We start from the raw sequence: 17,035 nt of genomic DNA on the forward strand, positions 1-17,035 counted from the left end.
TTCTTCAATATAAAAACATAAAACTCGACTAAATGCACGGAAGATGCATTTAATCGAATTTTATTATTTTTAAACTTTTTCAAATTACGCTTTGACCTAATAGTATGCATGCTTTTTTTTAATATGCATGAAAATATTGTCAATACCACTCTATCTTATTACAATACGTTGTCGGTTTCAAGAATAGTTTTAATTTTCGTTACCATTAAATCAATTGCTACCTCATTATCCCCGCCTTCTGGAATAATGATATCAGCATAACGTTTCGTTGGTTCAATAAATAAATTATGCATAGGTCGAACCGCTGCTAAATACTGCTCAATAACCGAATCAGTTGTACGACCACGCTCTTTAATATCACGCATGATACGACGAATAATTCGTAAATCTGAGTCTGTGTCTACGAATAATTTAATATCCATTAAATCACGTAAATCAGCATCTTCTAGCACTAGAATACCTTCTAGGATAATAACATCTACTGGTTCAACATGGATCACTTCTTCTGCTCTCGTATGCTGCACATAGTCATAAACAGGTTTTTCAATTGGTTGACGCACTAACAGTTTTTTTATGTGCTCAATTAATAAATCATTATCGAAAGCCAACGGATGATCGTAGTTTGTTCCTAAGCGTTCTTCAAATGTTAAATGACTTTGATCTTTATAATAAAAATCTTGTTCAATCACCACAACGGAATGCTCACGGAAAACTTCATAAATGGCGTGCGTCACACTCGTTTTTCCAGAGCATGAGCCACCAGCGATTCCGATGACAACTGGTCGCTTTGCTGCCATTAGTTATTCTCCTTTCGCATCATATTATGCGGTTTTAAAGGTGTGTCACATTTAAATTTCACAATTTGTAATGGATGACGAGCAGCATCTAGGCTATTGCCATCCTCGTCCCAAATTTCGCCCATTGTTAAACTGAAATTTTCAATTTCAGGACCAAAGAATTCTACTTCATCACCAGGTTTAAAATAATTTCGTTGTTGCATCGTCACTATTTTTGTTTCTGGATCATGATCTAAAATAAGACCTGCAAATTCATACGTTGTTTTACGACCATGTACTCCAAACATTTGCTCCTCGAAGCCAGGTGCATCATGGAAGAATGCTTCAGCCGTATCACGGTTGGCGCATTTATCCAATTCTTCGAGCCACTCGCGTTTAATTTTAAAGTTTTCCGGATCTGCACAGTAAGCATCAATCACTTTACGGTACACTGAAACAACTGTCGCAACATAATGAATGGATTTCATACGACCTTCAACTTTTAACGAATCAATCCCAAGCTCAATCATATGAGGAATTGCTTCGATTAATTTTAAATCTTTTGGACTCATCGCAAAAGATGCGTGCTTGTCATCGAACAGTGCTTTTTCTTCACCATCTTCTAATTCATATAAATCATAGTCCCAACGGCATGATTGACAGCAACCACCGCGGTTAGAGTCACGAGCAGTCATATGATTGGACAGAACACAACGACCAGAGTAGGCGATACACATTGCACCATGAACGAAAGCCTCGATTTCAATATCAACCTTTTCCTTCATCAGCTTCATTTCTTCTCCGCCTACTTCACGTGCTAAAACGACACGATGTAAGCCTTCTTCTTTCCAGTACTGAACAGCCTTCCAATTGGACAGTGATTGCTGTGTAGAAAGATGAATTTCAAGCTTAGGTGCTGCTGTACGACATGTTTCAATAATCAGTGGGTCTGCAACGATAATTCCTGTTACGCCTGCTGATTCAATATCCTTTAAGTAACGCTCTAAGCCATCCATATTTTCATTGTGAGCAAAAATATTTGTCGTGACATAAATTTTTGCCCCATATTGTTTGGCAAATTCGACACCTTCACGCATCTCTTCAATCGAGAAGTTGTCTGCATTGGAACGTAGTCCAAATTCTCGTCCACCAATAAATACCGCATCTGCTCCATAATGAACAGCTACTTTTAATTTCTCTAAGCTACCTGCTGGGGCAAGTAGCTCTGGTTTTTTAGTAATGACACGTTTACCGTCGACAATCTCACGGATTTTGTCATTTTGTTCTAATGCTAATGCCATGGTATTGCCCCTCCTAGTAAACTGTTTCCTTGAAGATAAAGCCTGTATCTAATGGTCTAATGGCTGGTTGAATATCTTCAATTCGTGCTAATAAATCATCTTTTATCTCTTCATACGCGTCTTCTGATTCATCAAAATAAGTATCGATGGCTTTGCGATAGATTTCTGTAACCGTTACTACATAGTCTGGTGTTTGTAGAACACCCTCGATTTTCAGGGCATCAATGCCACCTTCGAATAATTCACCAAGCTCATCAATTATACACATATCATTTGGACTGAAAATATGTGTCCCATTGACATCTTCATAAATAGGATATTTATTATTTCGCTCATCGTCATGTAGGAACATATTACGATTTTCTTGACGGTTTTCAATGGCCATCACCTTATCTTGATATAAGAAATAATGACCAAGTAATGGGCGTTTCGATTGGAACATACATGTCATGCCATGTACTTGTACCTCAATCTCCACCTCAGTATTTTCTTTAATTTCTAATACTTCATCAAGAGAAAGTTCACGTGCTAATACAGCACGCTTTGCACCACGTTTCCCCCAGTAATTTGCTGTAAACCAGTTTGTAGCAGTCGTTTCTGGATTCCAATGTAATGGAATCGTCACGGCTTGCTCGCGGCGAATAATAAGTACCGCTGGATCACCATAAATTAAACGATCCACTCCGATACGTTGCATTTCTTTTAAATAGTCTGCCAGTGCCTCCAGTTTCTCATTATGAAAAAGTGCATTGACCGCAACATAAACCTTTTTACCTGCTGCGTGAATTAGCTTCGTCGCTTCTTCCACCTCTTCAACAGAGAACTCTCCAGCTAGACGTAGACCAAATTGTTGCTCACCAATAACAAAAGCATCTGCTCCAGCTTCTAAAAGTGCTTTTATATGTTCTACAGATTGTGGTGTCACAAGCAATTCTGGTTTTTTCATAGTAGTCACCTCTTCAAACATAGTAATAAACCGTCACCGACTGGCAAAAAAGCACTTGTATAATCTGGGTGCTGCATAATCCAATCTGTGAAGTTTTTTAAATTGCGAATCATTGTCCGCTTACGACGTGGCACATCCTTCAGCTCTAAATCAGACAGGCCATGCATGTACATATTATCGATATACAAAACCCCACCTGAATTCACTAAAGGGGCATATTTTTCAAAAAAGCGTTGATACTGTCCCTTTGCGGCATCGATAAAGACCGCATCGAAAGTCGTATCAATAGCTTCATCGTTCACCTCTAAAGCGTCACCCTCAATGACCGTAATTCGATCTGATACAGTAGAACGTCGAATATAGGCTTTCGCCCTTGTTACACGCTCTTGATCACGTTCAATTGTAACAATTTGGACATTGGGCAATGCCTCTGCCATTCGAATAGCAGAATAGCCAATTGCTGTGCCTATCTCTAAAATTTTTGACGGATTTTGAATACGTAACAGTTGATTTAATGCATCAATACCTGCTAATTGCATAATCGGTACATGATTCTCCTCCGCGTATGCTTCCATCTCTAAAAGCAATTCATTACGTGGCTGTATAAATGATTGTATATATGCATCTGATAATTCCATTGTTTCACCCTCATTTAAAAGGCAACGGGCGTTTGCCGTTGTCTGTACTTCATCATTTATCAACAAAAAGAAAAAGACCAAACGTGATGTCTTGGTACTTTGCCATACAAAAATGAGCAATTGTTTAGATATGCTCCAACAATTGCTACCACGCATATTTGTCCCGCATAAATGAACGGATTGATCAAAAATCACACTTTATAATAGCATGAAAATAGAAGGAAAGCTATTTTTCTTTCCTTCTATCCATCTGTTTGCTATATACTTTTTGCTCTTCCTAAACGCTTATTCTTCTTTTTGTAAATATTTTGCTATTTTCTGTAAATGCTCATCATATGTTTTCGAGAAGTGATTAACACCCTCTTTATCTGCTAAGAAATAGAAATAGTCGGTTTGACTTGGATTTAATGTTGCCTCAATAGAAGTTTTACCAGCACCAGCGATTGGTCCAGGTGGTAAGCCTTTATTTTTATAAGTGTTATAAGCATTATCCACTTCTAAATCTTCAAAAAGCACACGATCTTTATGATCACCAAGTGCATATAACACGGTCGGGTCTGTCTGTAATGGCATGCCTTCATTTATTCGATTATAGAAGACACTTGCGATTGTCTCTCGATCTGTTTGAGCTGTCGCTTCTTCTTCTAATAATGAGGCAAATGTTAACAGCTGATGCACCGACATTTGTTTTTCTGCTAAAACATCACTATAGTTCTTCACCACATTATTCATCGCCGCTATCATCTCTTCTACAATTCCCTGTAATGATGGTTTTTCTTCATAGTAAGAGTAAGTGGCTGGGTAAAGATAGCCCTCTAAATCATAGCGAATATTATCCGCTAACACAGCCTCCGTGACAAGTTCAGGATAATTGGCCATCATTTGCTGAACAAATGTATCACTCGTCACAAGATCCATAAATTCCTGTTTTGTGTATGGTGTTTTCTTTTCAATCACATTCCCAATTTGTTCAAGTGTTAAGCCCTCCGGAACTGTCATTGTAAAGACAGGCTTACGGTAGACTTTCCCTGTTTTCAAGCTTTCGATCAGTTCATCGAATGTCATCGCCTGTGTTAGATCATAATTTCCTGCTTGGAATTGAGATTCATTTTTAAATTTTGCATAGTATTTAAAAACACGTGCATCTTTAATGACGTCTTTTTTCTCTAGCAGCGTGGAAATGGATGATAAACTAGAACCAATAGGTACTTCCACAGCAATGGTCTTCGTCGCATTAGGATCGAGTGGCTTTAATGCACCCTTGACATAGTTGTACCCAAGGATACCAACAACACCGATTATAAGCACGAAAACAATCGCAATAATTGCAACGATTTTTCTCACGATTTTTACCTCAGATTTTCTTTCCTGCATTTTTGAAAACATTTCTTGTTTTTTAGAACCGTTATCCACGGGTTTCCCCCCTATCACTAATCAATATCATACTAGAAATCAACTTTCACGACAAACAGAAATCGACAATTCAGGAGAAATTGTATATGTAAAAAAAATCTGCCAGCTATTTTTACTGGCAGATCCTCTCTCTATAAAATCTTGCACGATTCAAAATCTTCATTATATAAACTATAATTGAAAAGTTCCTTGCTTCTTATCCGCAAGTAACTCCATAGCAAGTTGAGCTATCACCACATCATCTGCTGGCGGATTAAAGCGACTACATTGAACATCTCTAAATAGACGCTGGATTTTGTTTTCTTTAGATAAACTTCGTCCCCCTACAACTTGCATGGCTTTTGTTACTATATCGATGGCGTAATTACAAATTACATACTTTGCGATACTAACAGACTCTGATAGTTGCTCCTTAAGAGCTGGATTTTGTTCTACCTGTGTTGCAATACTATACAATGTTCTTCGTGCAGTTTGATAAAGTACTTCTATTTCACCAATCCTTTGTTGGACATGACTAGCATGAGCGATTGTATTTTCTAAGCTATGTGAATACGTATTTTTGGCAAAATCAATTGCATAATCTCTTGCTGCTCCTGCCACTCCTAAATAAACGGCTGGAATCTCTAACGAATAGACTCGACCATCAGCTAAAAAACGATTAACTCCATTTGGATGATGTCTGTAAAGCAACGCTGCCTCTGGTACAAACGTATCATGAAAAATAATATCATGACTACCTGTTGCCCTCATGCCCATTGCATCCCATGTTTCAACAATTTCCACCTGTTCGTTTTTCGTTATTAGAAATTCCGCTGTTAGGTTTTCTTCTTCCAGATAAGCAATAATGGTGAATTGTTTTAAAATCGGCGCTAATGAAGCAAATGCTTTTTCACCAGTAATGCAATATCCCCCTGGCACCTTTTTAGCAATTGTACCAGGTAAACTCCCCCGAGAAATATTCCCCTTTCCACGTTCACTGCTAATAATATTCAAAAGTGAGCCTTCCTCAACTGCTTTTCGGCATAATTCTGCAAAGATAGGTTCTGGCCATGTTTTTGCCTCACGAACATTCAAAAACGTCAATAAATGCCAGCCAACAGACAAGGCAGTGGAAGCATCGCCTCTAGCTAATTGTTCCTGCACTAATAACATCTCGTATAAAGAAATTTCTTCTCCTCCATATTTTTGAGGCACTGTTAGTCGAAAATAGCCTGCATCTTCTAAAATTTTAAAATGCTCAAACGGAAATTTTCCACTCTCATCATATTGGTTAGCTGTCTTCTCAATTTGTTGCGCTAAATTCTGAGCATATTGAACAAGCCTTTGCTCTCGTTCATTTCGAATAAAAATATCCATCATTCCTGATTCACCTTACTTTTAGCAAAACGATTCAGCGGCTTTTTCAGGCCTAAATGTTCTCTTAATGTTGTGCCCGTATAATCTTTACGATAAATACCTCGCTCCTGCAAAATCGGTACAACCTTGTCAACAAAATCTTCTAAATCACGTGGTAATAACGGAAACTGTAGCATAAAGCCATCTGCTGCTTGCTCTATTATCCAACGCTCCATCTCATCCGCTATTTGTGTTGGTGTTCCGACAAAAGCATCGCGCTTTGCAGGTCCAAAAAGGCGTGCATACAAATCACCAACTTTTAAATTTTCCTTCTTAATAATCTCTAAGTGTTCATAGAAGTGACTTTGAATACTATTAACTTCTGGGAATTCTACTTCAATAGCAGGTGTATCGAGGGAATACTTTGAAAAGTCAACATTCCCCATGTACCCCGAAACAAATTTTAAGCTTTCGTATGGATCAATCAATGACTGTAATTCATTAAATTTACGAATTGCCTCCTCCTCTGTATCACCTACTATTGGGGAAATTCCTTGTAAAACAAGGAGCTCCTCCTCCTTACGTCCAAAGGGAGGAAGCTGTGCCTTTAATTGCCGATAGTGTTCTTTCGATTTTTCAATATCATCCCAATGGACAAATACAACTTCCGCTGTACGTGCAGCTAATTGTTGGCCTGGTTTAGATGCACCAGCCTGCACAATAACAGGCTGCCCCTGTACAGAACGAGCAATATTTAATGGACCTTTGACAGATAAATAGTTGCCCTTAAATGATGTTTCATGCACTTTAAGACGATCATAAAATAGATTATTATCTCGATCATAGAGAAAAGCATCGTCTTCCCATGAATCCCATAGTGATTGAACAACATCGATAAATTCCTCTGCACGTTCATAGCGATGATCATGCTCCCAATGCTTATCGCGGCTAAAATTTAATGCCGTTTCTCCTGTGGCATCTGCTGTGGTTACTAAGTTCCAAGCAACTCTCCCATTGCTTATATGATCGATGGACATTAACTGTCTTGCCAGCACATATGGCTCACTGTATGTGGTTGAAGCTGTTGCACCCAGTCCAATTTTAGTTGTTGCTGCCGCTAAAGCCGTAATTTGAATTAATGGATCAAAACGATTTAAAATATGTGGATGTGACTCATGATTAATGGCTAAACTGTCGGCAACAAAAGCTATATCAAATTTTCCTCTTTCCGCAATCTGAGCTACTTTTTGTAATGCTTGAATATCGATGCTTGCATTCGCTTGAGCAGATGGGTGCCTCCATGCAGCAACATGCATACCTGCTCCTATTAAATACAAGGCTAGCTTTATTTCTTTTTTACTAGTCATTGTTATCACCCTTCCTAATATGAATAGAAATCTTTCCATGTTGCTAATTCATCCAGTGGTAGCTCCACTGGAATATAGTTACCATTTGACACTTCTTTAATAAACTTCCCCGTTTCATCTCGCTGATAAATTTCCACGATTTTCTTCAATATGTCATTATTTTTGTCTTCTGCCTTTGCCACGATAACATTAATAAATGGCTTAGCTGTTTCACTTTCGTGAATGATGGCATCCTTCAATAAAAGACCAGCTTCTACAGCAACTCCATTATTAATAATGGCAAAATCAGCATCCTCCATCACACGTGGCGTTGTTGCACCATCAACAGGCAAAATGATTAAGTTTTTGGGATTATCCTTAATACGGTCTTCTCCACCGTTACCATCAAAATCATCCGTTACTGTTAGTAGTCCATGCTCCTGAAGCAGTAGCAAAGCTCTACCCCAGTTGGAAGGATCATTTGGTACAGCAATTTTTGCGCCTTCTTTTATATCATCTAGCGATTTATATTTGTTTGAATATAAGCCAATTGATGCCATTATTGTTGTGCCAATTGCCTGTAAATCCGAGTTATTGTTCGTATTAAATAAATTTAAATATGCAACATGTTGAAAAGCATTAATATCTACTTCTCCCTCTGCCAATGCTTGATTTGGGTCATATTGAGCAGAGAATGTTACTAATTCCAAGTTAATACCTTCCTCACTAGCCTGTTCTTTTATATACGCCCATGTTTTCAATTCCGAGCTACGGATACCCACTTTCACAGTATCTTTTTCATCCGCTTCTGCACATGCCATTAGTAACAATAGTAATGTAAAAAGCCCTATTAAATATTTCAGTTTTTTCATGCTCACATTCTCCCCTAAGACACCCTACGTATTTTTCGTTCAAGACTGTTGCCAATGCTTTGAATAATTTGCACAAGTACAACTAAAATGACTACTGTAACCAAAATCGTTGTATTATCAAAGCGTTGATATCCGTAAGTAATGGCAACATCACCTAAACCACCACCTCCAACAGCTCCAGCCATGGCCGTCGCACCAACAAGCCCAATCGTTGCAGTTGTGACACTTAAGATTAACGATGGGAAGGCTTCAGGTAACAAAAATTTTTGAATAATCTGAAATGGAGAGGCTCCCATTGCTTTGGCTGCTTCAATGATGCCTTCATCCACCTCTAATAATGAATTTTCTATTAATCTTGAAATATATGGTCCAATATGCAAGATTAGCGGCACAATGGCAGCAGTCGTACCAATGGCAGTGCCAACGAGTAATCTTGTGAATGGAATAATTGCAACAAGTAAAATAATGAATGGAATGGAGCGCAATGTATTGACGATCGGATTGACAACCGAGAAGATTAATTTATTTTCAAGAATATGTCCTTTTCTCGTCACAACTAAGATTACCCCTAAAATAAAGCCTAAAATAGCGCCAAAAAATAAGGAAATGCTAACCATGTACAGCGTATCTAGAACCGCGTCGATAATGATTTGTGTACTCACTTTCACGTGCAACAACCTCCTCTATTTGAATATTTTTAGCCTGAATAAAAAGAAATGCTTTTTGTATATCTTTTTCAGAACCAACGAGCTCCACGATTAAATGGCCGAATGGAATTCCTTGTAATTCTGTGATATTGCCGAATAAAACATTGACATCTACAGCAAACTTTTTCGCCACCTGTGAGACAATCGGCTGCCCAACGTCTACTCCTATGAATTTTAAATTGTAAATTTTTTTAGAAGCATCTATACTTTTTAGCTGCTCATAAACAGAAGGTGGAACTTCATCACGAACAACCGATTGGACAAAATTTTTAGTTGTCTCTTCTCTTGGTGAGGAGAAAATTTCAAGTACATTGCCTGTTTCAATAATTCTTCCATTTTCCATGACAGCGACACGATTACAAATATCCCGAATAACCTCCATTTCATGAGTAATCATTAAAATTGTAATACCGTACTCGATATTGACCTTCTTCAGTAAGGCTAAAATCGATTTGGTCGTTTGTGGGTCGAGAGCCGAAGTTGCTTCATCGCATAAAAGGATAGTTGGTTTTGTCACTAATGCTCTTGCAATGCCGACTCTTTGTTTTTGCCCGCCTGATAGCTCATCAATATAGCGATCCGTTTTGTCTGCTAAACCAACAAATGCTAAAACCTCTTTTACTTGACCTTCCAAATTTGATTTTTTTACTCCACTTATGATTAAAGGCATTGCTACATTTTCAAATACTGTTTTAGAATGCAGGAGATTAAAGTGTTGAAAAATCATGCCGATATTTTTCTTCTCCTCTCGAAGCTGCCTTTTAGTGAGCGTGGTTAATTCTTTGCCATTCACAAGTACTTGCCCAGATGTTGGCTCCTCCAGTAAATTTACTGTCCGAATCAGTGTGCTCTTACCAGCACCACTAAAACCGATAACACCAAAAATATCCCCCCTCTGAATTGTTAAATTGATTTTATTTAGAGCCGTTACAGTCGAAGTACCGACCTGGAATTCTTTTGTTGTCTCAATAAACTCAATCATGCACGTCTACCTCCTTAGCATTTATGTGATTGCACAGCTTTAAAATGCTGGGACAACAGCACCTTTATATTGATCTTCAAAGAACGAACGTGCCTTTTCACTTGTTAACCACTTAACAATTGTTTGTATAGCTGGATCATCCTTTTTTTCATTTGTCGAGGCTATTATATTGACATAAGGTGATTCTGAATCTTCTATAATCAGTGCATCCTTCACAGGATTATAGCCCCCTTCTAATGCGTAATTTGTATTGATAGCAGCTGCTTCTACATCATCTAATGAACGAACAAGTAGTGGAGAATCAACACCTATAAATTGAATACTCTTCTCATTTTTCGCAATATCTTCGACTGTATAATCACCTTTCTTCGTTTTATCTAATTCAATCAAACCATTATTTTGAAACAGTAGTAACGCTCTTGAGAAATTGACAACATCATTAGGTACAGCAACCTTTGCATTTTGTGGCAAATCACTAATTTTTTTTATTTTTTTTGAGTACACACCAAATGGCTCAATATGAATTCCTTTTACACTGACTAAATCTAAATGACTTTCTTTATTCGACTGTTCTAAAAAAGGGACATGTTGAAAATAGTTAAAATCCAACTCACCATCTGCCGTTTGTTGGTTCGCTTGCACAGCATCTTTTATAATGGTAATGTCTAGTTTCACTCCATCTTTTTCAATATCTTTTGCTAAATACTCCAATACTTCCGCATGAGGAACATTGGCTGCCCCTACTTTTAATGTTACAATCTCCTCTTTAGTAGCCTCTTCTTTGTTTGTGCAACCAGCCAACAAGCCTATTACCAATGCACCGATAAGCCATTTCCAACCTAGTCTCATCACATTACCTCCTTAATTAATAAATTTACTTGGTTTAATTTAAACCAAATCTTATCTATTTACTAAGAATTGGTCAATACTCCTTTTGTTTCATTTATTAAAAAATTCAGAAAACTAAAAGTTGAAATGCATATTTTTTCTCGAAAATCCATTAAATTTAATCGAAAATGCAAAAATCCCATTTACAGATAGAATATTTTTAGACCCTTGATAGAAAATTTCTATTAATAAAACAAAAACCTCTGAGTGGCTAACAACCACTCAGAGGTTTCATAGTATTGAAAAACAAAACGATTCACAGCATTTTTGCGAAAGGTGAAAAAGGATTTCCGTTGCAGGCTACTTGCTTTCCTGTGGGTGAGCGCCAAGCCGCTTCCTCTGCTACCGCTCCGTTTAGAGGCTCGCCTGTCTCGCTATCCCACGGGAGTCAAGTAGCCTTCCACTCCAACCCACAAAAATATTGCCTTTTTTAGCAAAGGTCTTTACTACTCTTTATGGAGGGGTGTTGTCACACATCACTTCTCCACATTGAAAGTAAGAGAGGCTATCCTCTCTTATAATATAAATAATGGGCTATTTTGTTCAGGAAAAGACACTTTTGCAGAATGGCTGATTGGAGTGGAGCCAGCGTCACTCCTAGGGGATTTAGCGTCACAGAGGAGACCCTGGAGCGAACGCAGTAAGTGAAGTGGCTCATCGGACACCCCCTGGAAAGGACGCTGGTGCAACGGAAATCAACCCCTCGCCTTGCTAAAGGTTCTTTTTCTGCTATTGACATCACCTTTTTTCAACAACATAAAAAACTGTGAGTGGCTAACAACCACTCACAGTTTTTACAATTCGTTTAATACATCCTCAACAAAGGCCCATTCTTCATCCGTTTCAATTGGTAATAATTCTTCTATAGAACCGTCATTTCCAGACAAATATTGAGCTGCAAAAATATCACGTTCTTCCATAGGTTCATCCGTCGCTGGAACATATAAAACATACGATTTACCAAATTGCTCAGATGAAAAAGTATGAATAACCTCACAAATTTGATCTGTTCCATCTTCATTGGTCACAGTAATAAGCTGGGGCTCTGCATCGAATTCATCAAGAAGTGTCAACACTACCTCATTAATCATTTCCCATTCGGCATCCGTTTCAACTGGCTGTAAATTGGCCATTTCACCCGTATTGTCATCATAATCAAAGGTCATCGCTGAAATATCCCCCGGGATTTCTTGCCCCTTGTCATCTACAAGTGAAAATAGCACATAAGACTTGTCCTCTGCATCAAATGTAAAGACCACACGGCATTTTTGCTCTTTGCCACCTTCGACTATTATCGTAAATTCTTGTGTTTCTTCATTCATTTGGGTTCCTCCTTTATACCTTTGCTGTCATTTATTAAGTGGATTTTATTTACCCCCACGCTATTATTGTTGAGTATTTTATTAGCGGGCTCTTGAGTAGTTCCAGTCATTTGATGAGTGCTGTCACCCTACTTTTGAGCGGTTTCTCTCACTTTACGAACGATTTACAACACTCTTGAGCGAAACCGACATGTATCTCCACAATTCAACTACTAGACAGAGGCTCAATAAAAAAGGAACAAGGAATGCAAGCTGCGATCCTTGTTCCAAGCTTTGAGTTAGAAGATTATTCTTCGTTTTCATCCTCTAAAGCATTTAAAACGTCCTCTACCATATCCCACTCTGCTTCAGTTTCGATTGGCGTTAATTCACCATCTTCACCATTTTCAGATGGTACAAATGAAGATACGAAGATTTCAACTGAGCCATCTTCATCTTCTTCTGCGCCTACCATTGAGTAAAACACATATGATTTGCCAAACTCTGGAGATTCATGAACGTGAATCACTTCACAAAGCTGCTCGTTTCCGTTTTCGTCAATCACTGTAATGTGTTGAACATGTAGTTCTTCTTCATGGTTATGCTCGTGTGTCATGCCTAAGTCACCTCATCAATTAATTTTTGCTATCTAAGTAGCCTTGTAAAATCATCACAGCCGCCATTTTATCAATGACCTGCTTGCGCTTTTTGCGACTCACGTCCGCTTCGATTAGCATACGTTCTGCAGCCATCGTCGTTAAACGTTCATCCCATAACTTAACCGGTAGTGAAAATGTTTCTTCCAACAACTTTTTATAGTCCTCAGATGCTTCTCCACGCGGTCCTACCGTATTATTCATGTTTTTCGGATATCCTACAACAAATTCTGTTATAGCATATTCCTTTACTAGCTCGGCGATGCGGTCAATACCGAACTCTCCGTTAGCCTCATCAATTTTTACGGTTTCAATACCTTGGGCAGTCCACCCGAGTGCATCACTAACAGCAACCCCAACAGTTTTCGACCCAACGTCTAATCCCATAATTCTCATTTCTAGTCCTCGTTATTCTTTTTAATATAAAATTTAACAAGCTCCTCTAGAATTTCGTCACGCTCAAGCTTGCGAATTAAATTACGAGCATCCTGATGGCGAGGAATATACGCCGGATCACCAGAAAGTAAGTAACCAACAATCTGATTGATAGGGTTATATCCCTTTTCCTCTAATGAAGAATGTACTTTCAACATTACTTGCTTGACTTCCTGTTCCATTGATTCTTCTGGAAAATTAAATTTCATCGTTTGATCAAATGAACTCATGACCAGCACCTCGCTTTCAGAAATAAGGAGATGTGCAGACAAGCTCATCTCCAATTTCTCTTTATTATAACATGTTTTGGCGTATTATCAATTATACCTCGGCATAATTACGTTCGGAATCAGCCAGAGGCTTTCACTTCTTTTCGTTGAAAGAAGTTAAATGGATTTAATATAATCATACACAGAAACTAATGCTTCTTCAAGTTTTGAGGCATCCTTTGCACCTGCCATCGCCATATCTGGGCGACCGCCACCTTTACCGCCACAAGCTTCTGCAACCATTTTCACAATATTCCCTGCATGGTAATTGCCACCAACTAATTCTTTGGAAACCCCAGCGCATAACATAACTTTTTCGCCATCAACCGCTCCAAGAACAATAACTGCTTTTGGCATTTTCACTTTTAAGTCGTCCATCATTTGACGCAGTTGATTATTATCCTTCGCCTCTACTTTTGTCGATAGAACTGTCACATCACCAATTGTTTGTGCTGCATCAACGATAGCTCCTGCCTGTGCATTTGCGATTTTTTGGGATAAGGCTTCATTTTCTCGTTGTAACTCTTTATAGTCAGCCTGCAATGCCTGCACTTTTGTCACGATATCTTTAGGGTTTGCTTTTAATAATGCTGCTGCCTCATTTAATAAAGCTTCTTCCTCTTTTACTGCTTCATAGGCAACCTTACCTGTCACAGCTTCAATACGGCGAGTACCTGCACCAATACCACCTTCTGAAACAATTTTGAAGAAGCCAATTTCAGAAGAACGTTTGACATGGATACCACCACATAGCTCAATCGAATAATCTCCTATTGATACGACACGAACTACATCGCCATATTTTTCACCGAACAATGCCATTGCACCCATCGCTTTCGCTTCGTCAATGCCTTTTTCTTCAATAACGACCTCTATATCATCCCACACTTTCTCATTTACAATACGCTCGATTTGCTGTAATTCTTCTTTTGTAACTTGACCAAAATGAGAGAAGTCAAAACGTAATCGGTCAGGACCTACATATGAACCAGCTTGATTAACATGATCGCCTAGCACATCTTTTAATGCACGTTGCATAATATGTGTCGCTGTATGGTTTTTAATAATTAAATTACGGTCATCACGATTGACCACTGCTTGCACTGCATCTTCTACATGCATTTCACCAGATTCAACTACTACTGTATGAAGCGGTTGACCATTCGGTGCTTTTTGAACATCTTTTACGATAGCCGTAAAACGATCATTTGAAATAGTACCGCTATCAGCAATTTGACCACCCATTTCTGCATAGAATGGTGTCTTCGCTAAAATAACGAATGCTTCTTGTCCTTCAGAAGCAACTTTTGCTACTTGACCATTGACGATCATTGCAGCGATTTCAGTAGAAACCGTTAACGTATCATAGCCAACAAATTCACTTGCAACTGTTAAGTTTGCTAATACTTCATTTTGTACTTGCATAGAATCAACATCTTGACGAGCTGCACGAGCACGTTCACGCTGTTCTTCCATCGCTGCCTCGAAGCCCTCATGATCAACCTTCATGCCCACTTCTTCTGCATATTCCTCTGTTAATTCGATTGGGAAGCCATACGTATCGTATAAACGGAAGGCATCTGCACCAGGAATATAATCGTGGCCAGCTGTTTTTTGCGATTCCACTACTGCATTAAAGATTGCTAAACCACCGTCCAATGTTTCATGGAAACGAATTTCTTCATTTTTAATGACACGTTGAATAAATTCACATTTCTCCGTTACTTCTGGATAGAAGTCTTCCATGATTTTCCCTACAGTTGGTACCAGTTCAAACATAAATGGCTTCTCAATGCCAATTTGTTTAGCATAACGAACAGCACGGCGTAATAAACGACGCAATACATAACCACGTCCTTCGTTTGAAGGAAGAGCACCATCGCCAATGGCAAAAGCTACTGTACGAATATGGTCTGCAATAACTTTAAACGGTGTATTAATATCCTCTTCTGAGCCGAAAATTTCATTTAAATCTACTTCGCTAGGACGCTTATATTTACGGTTGGCAAATTCCTCGATTTTTTCAATGATTGGCATGAATAAATCTGTATCGAAGTTTGTTGGTACATTTTGAACAACAGATACAATACGCTCTAAGCCCATACCTGTATCAATATTTTGCTTTGGTAGGGGTGTGTATGTACCATCAGGATTATGGTTGAATTGCGAGAACACAAGGTTCCAAATTTCGAGATAACGTTCGTTCTCCCCACCTGGATACATTTCAGGATCATTTTCATCTGAGCCATATTCTACACCACGATCATAAAAAATCTCTGAGTTAGGACCAGATGGACCTTCTCCAATATCCCAGAAGTTTCCTTCTAAACGGATTAAACGCTCTTCAGGAATACCGATTTCTTGATGCCAAACATCATATGCTTCCTGATCTTCAGGGTGAATTGTGATAGATAATAACGCTGGATCAAAGCCCATCCATTTTTTATCCGTTAAAAACTCCCAAGCATAATGGATTGCTTCTTTTTTGAAGTAGTCACCAATGGAGAAGTTTCCTAACATTTCAAAGAATGTATGGTGACGAGCTGTTTTCCCAACGTTCTCAATATCATTGGTACGAATCGATTTTTGTGCATTCGTAATACGTGGATTGTCAGGAATAACACGACCATCAAAATATGGTTTAAGAGTGGCAACACCTGAGTTAATCCATAGTAGTGATGGGTCATTTATTGGCACAAGTGGCGCTGATGGCTCATGATGATGTCCCTTTTCTTTAAAAAATTCCAAATACATACGGCGAATATCTACTGCTTTCATTGGATAAATTCCTCCTATTTTATATTGTAAAATCACGATAAGAATCCTGCGATCTACATGAATTACACTTTGGAGAGTACTATCGAAGAAAATAAAAAAAGCCCTCATCCCCAAAAAAGGGACGAGGACTTGTCATTTGTCTCGCGGTACCACCCTAGTTGTAAGTAAAAAATGCTTACTTACCTCTTTAGCACTTGTAACGTCAGTGAACGGCAGGGATTAGCTGCACTCTGGAGTAGCTTTCGGCATTTGCTGTCGTGAGGATTTTTCCAGCCTAGAAATCCCTTTCTTGTACACGCACAAATACGTACTTTTTCCATCATCGTTTTTACTTTTTCTAACGAAATTATAAAAAAAATCTATTGTGCTGTCAATTAGTACTACTATGACTA

General features: G+C 38.5%; 16 protein-coding genes and 1 other annotated feature. All 16 genes read right to left on the reverse strand.

Annotation, left to right across the window (positions count from 1 at the left end; translation table 11 throughout):
- Window positions 1–158 precede the first annotated feature (158 nt).
- A complete protein-coding gene (udk, locus tag NV349_RS15410) occupies window positions 159–797 on the reverse strand; it encodes a uridine kinase (protein WP_271910477.1) in 639 nt (212 codons plus the stop codon).
- Entirely contained in the window at window positions 797–2,077 is a 1,281-nt protein-coding gene (locus NV349_RS15415; RefSeq protein WP_271910478.1) for a peptidase U32 family protein, read from the reverse strand. Before NV349_RS15415 ends, udk begins: the two co-directional genes overlap by 1 nt.
- A 13-nt stretch (window positions 2,078–2,090) precedes the next feature.
- Window positions 2,091–3,023, reverse strand: a complete 933-nt coding sequence (locus NV349_RS15420; protein ID WP_058844212.1) for a peptidase U32 family protein — start codon at window positions 3,021–3,023, stop codon at window positions 2,091–2,093.
- Window positions 3,024–3,028: 5 nt separating this feature from the next.
- Complete coding sequence (locus NV349_RS15425) at window positions 3,029–3,661, reverse strand: O-methyltransferase (protein ID WP_036121943.1); 633 nt, start codon at window positions 3,659–3,661, stop codon at window positions 3,029–3,031.
- 285 nt (window positions 3,662–3,946) lie between these two features.
- Window positions 3,947–5,074 carry an endolytic transglycosylase MltG gene (gene mltG, locus NV349_RS15430; protein WP_036121947.1) on the reverse strand — a complete coding sequence of 376 codons (1,128 nt, stop codon included), beginning with the start codon at window positions 5,072–5,074 and terminating at the stop codon, window positions 3,947–3,949.
- Window positions 5,075–5,245: 171 nt separating this feature from the next.
- Window positions 5,246–6,433, reverse strand: coding sequence for an acyl-CoA dehydrogenase family protein (locus NV349_RS15435; protein ID WP_271910479.1), 1,188 nt, complete (start codon window positions 6,431–6,433; stop codon window positions 5,246–5,248).
- Window positions 6,430–7,776 carry an LLM class flavin-dependent oxidoreductase gene (locus NV349_RS15440; RefSeq protein WP_271910480.1) on the reverse strand — a complete coding sequence of 449 codons (1,347 nt, stop codon included), beginning with the start codon at window positions 7,774–7,776 and terminating at the stop codon, window positions 6,430–6,432. Before NV349_RS15440 ends, NV349_RS15435 begins: the two co-directional genes overlap by 4 nt.
- A 14-nt stretch (window positions 7,777–7,790) precedes the next feature.
- Complete coding sequence (locus NV349_RS15445) at window positions 7,791–8,627, reverse strand: MetQ/NlpA family ABC transporter substrate-binding protein (protein ID WP_271910481.1); 837 nt, start codon at window positions 8,625–8,627, stop codon at window positions 7,791–7,793.
- Window positions 8,628–8,641: 14 nt separating this feature from the next.
- Window positions 8,642–9,244 carry a methionine ABC transporter permease gene (locus tag NV349_RS15450; RefSeq protein ID WP_271913602.1) on the reverse strand — a complete coding sequence of 201 codons (603 nt, stop codon included), beginning with the start codon at window positions 9,242–9,244 and terminating at the stop codon, window positions 8,642–8,644.
- Complete coding sequence (locus NV349_RS15455) at window positions 9,237–10,316, reverse strand: methionine ABC transporter ATP-binding protein (RefSeq protein ID WP_271910482.1); 1,080 nt, start codon at window positions 10,314–10,316, stop codon at window positions 9,237–9,239. The genes NV349_RS15450 and NV349_RS15455 overlap by 8 nt, the downstream gene beginning before the upstream one ends.
- Window positions 10,317–10,355: 39 nt before the next feature.
- On the reverse strand, window positions 10,356–11,165 hold the full coding sequence (locus NV349_RS15460; protein WP_036121966.1) for a MetQ/NlpA family ABC transporter substrate-binding protein: 810 nt from the start codon (window positions 11,163–11,165) through the stop codon (window positions 10,356–10,358).
- Between the two features lie 833 nt (window positions 11,166–11,998).
- Entirely contained in the window at window positions 11,999–12,526 is a 528-nt protein-coding gene (locus NV349_RS15465) for a DUF1292 domain-containing protein (RefSeq protein ID WP_036124330.1), read from the reverse strand.
- A gap of 286 nt (window positions 12,527–12,812) precedes the next feature.
- Window positions 12,813–13,121: a DUF1292 domain-containing protein gene (locus NV349_RS15470; RefSeq protein WP_036124332.1), complete on the reverse strand. Its 309-nt coding sequence runs from the start codon at window positions 13,119–13,121 to the stop codon at window positions 12,813–12,815.
- Between the two features lie 19 nt (window positions 13,122–13,140).
- Window positions 13,141–13,557 (reverse strand): Holliday junction resolvase RuvX, encoded by a 417-nt coding sequence (gene ruvX, locus NV349_RS15475; RefSeq protein ID WP_036124334.1) that lies wholly within the window; start codon window positions 13,555–13,557, stop codon window positions 13,141–13,143.
- Window positions 13,558–13,559: 2 nt separating this feature from the next.
- The gene (locus NV349_RS15480; RefSeq protein WP_004226839.1) at window positions 13,560–13,826 is read right to left on the reverse strand and encodes an IreB family regulatory phosphoprotein; all 267 of its coding nucleotides are present in this window, start codon (window positions 13,824–13,826) and stop codon (window positions 13,560–13,562) included.
- Window positions 13,827–13,982: 156 nt separating this feature from the next.
- Window positions 13,983–16,643: an alanine--tRNA ligase gene (alaS, locus tag NV349_RS15485; RefSeq protein WP_271910488.1), complete on the reverse strand. Its 2,661-nt coding sequence runs from the start codon at window positions 16,641–16,643 to the stop codon at window positions 13,983–13,985.
- 114 nt (window positions 16,644–16,757) lie between these two features.
- Window positions 16,758–16,975 (reverse strand) — a binding site (T-box leader).
- Window positions 16,976–17,035 lie beyond the last annotated feature (60 nt).

Source organism: Lysinibacillus sp. OF-1, assembly GCF_028356935.1.
Lineage (GTDB): Bacteria > Bacillota > Bacilli > Bacillales_A > Planococcaceae > Lysinibacillus > Lysinibacillus fusiformis_D.

Bases quoted from the DNA above. Each gene is read 5' to 3' on its own strand.
- alaS (WP_271910488.1), bottom strand. From the start codon at position 16,643: ATGAAAGCAGTAGATATTCGCCGTATGTATTTGGAATTTTTTAAAGAA.
- NV349_RS15460 (WP_036121966.1), bottom strand. From the start codon at position 11,165: ATGAGACTAGGTTGGAAATGGCTTATCGGTGCATTGGTAATAGGCTTG.
- NV349_RS15445 (WP_271910481.1), bottom strand. From the start codon at position 8,627: ATGAAAAAACTGAAATATTTAATAGGGCTTTTTACATTACTATTGTTA.
- NV349_RS15450 (WP_271913602.1), bottom strand. From the start codon at position 9,244: ATGGTTAGCATTTCCTTATTTTTTGGCGCTATTTTAGGCTTTATTTTA.
- NV349_RS15435 (WP_271910479.1), bottom strand. From the start codon at position 6,433: ATGATGGATATTTTTATTCGAAATGAACGAGAGCAAAGGCTTGTTCAA.
- udk (WP_271910477.1), bottom strand. From the start codon at position 797: ATGGCAGCAAAGCGACCAGTTGTCATCGGAATCGCTGGTGGCTCATGC.
- ruvX (WP_036124334.1), bottom strand. From the start codon at position 13,557: ATGAGAATTATGGGATTAGACGTTGGGTCGAAAACTGTTGGGGTTGCT.
- NV349_RS15465 (WP_036124330.1), bottom strand. From the start codon at position 12,526: ATGAATGAAGAAACACAAGAATTTACGATAATAGTCGAAGGTGGCAAA.
- NV349_RS15440 (WP_271910480.1), bottom strand. From the start codon at position 7,776: ATGACTAGTAAAAAAGAAATAAAGCTAGCCTTGTATTTAATAGGAGCA.
- NV349_RS15455 (WP_271910482.1), bottom strand. From the start codon at position 10,316: ATGATTGAGTTTATTGAGACAACAAAAGAATTCCAGGTCGGTACTTCG.
- NV349_RS15470 (WP_036124332.1), bottom strand. From the start codon at position 13,121: ATGACACACGAGCATAACCATGAAGAAGAACTACATGTTCAACACATT.
- NV349_RS15415 (WP_271910478.1), bottom strand. From the start codon at position 2,077: ATGGCATTAGCATTAGAACAAAATGACAAAATCCGTGAGATTGTCGAC.
- NV349_RS15425 (WP_036121943.1), bottom strand. From the start codon at position 3,661: ATGGAATTATCAGATGCATATATACAATCATTTATACAGCCACGTAAT.
- NV349_RS15420 (WP_058844212.1), bottom strand. From the start codon at position 3,023: ATGAAAAAACCAGAATTGCTTGTGACACCACAATCTGTAGAACATATA.
- NV349_RS15480 (WP_004226839.1), bottom strand. From the start codon at position 13,826: ATGAGTTCATTTGATCAAACGATGAAATTTAATTTTCCAGAAGAATCA.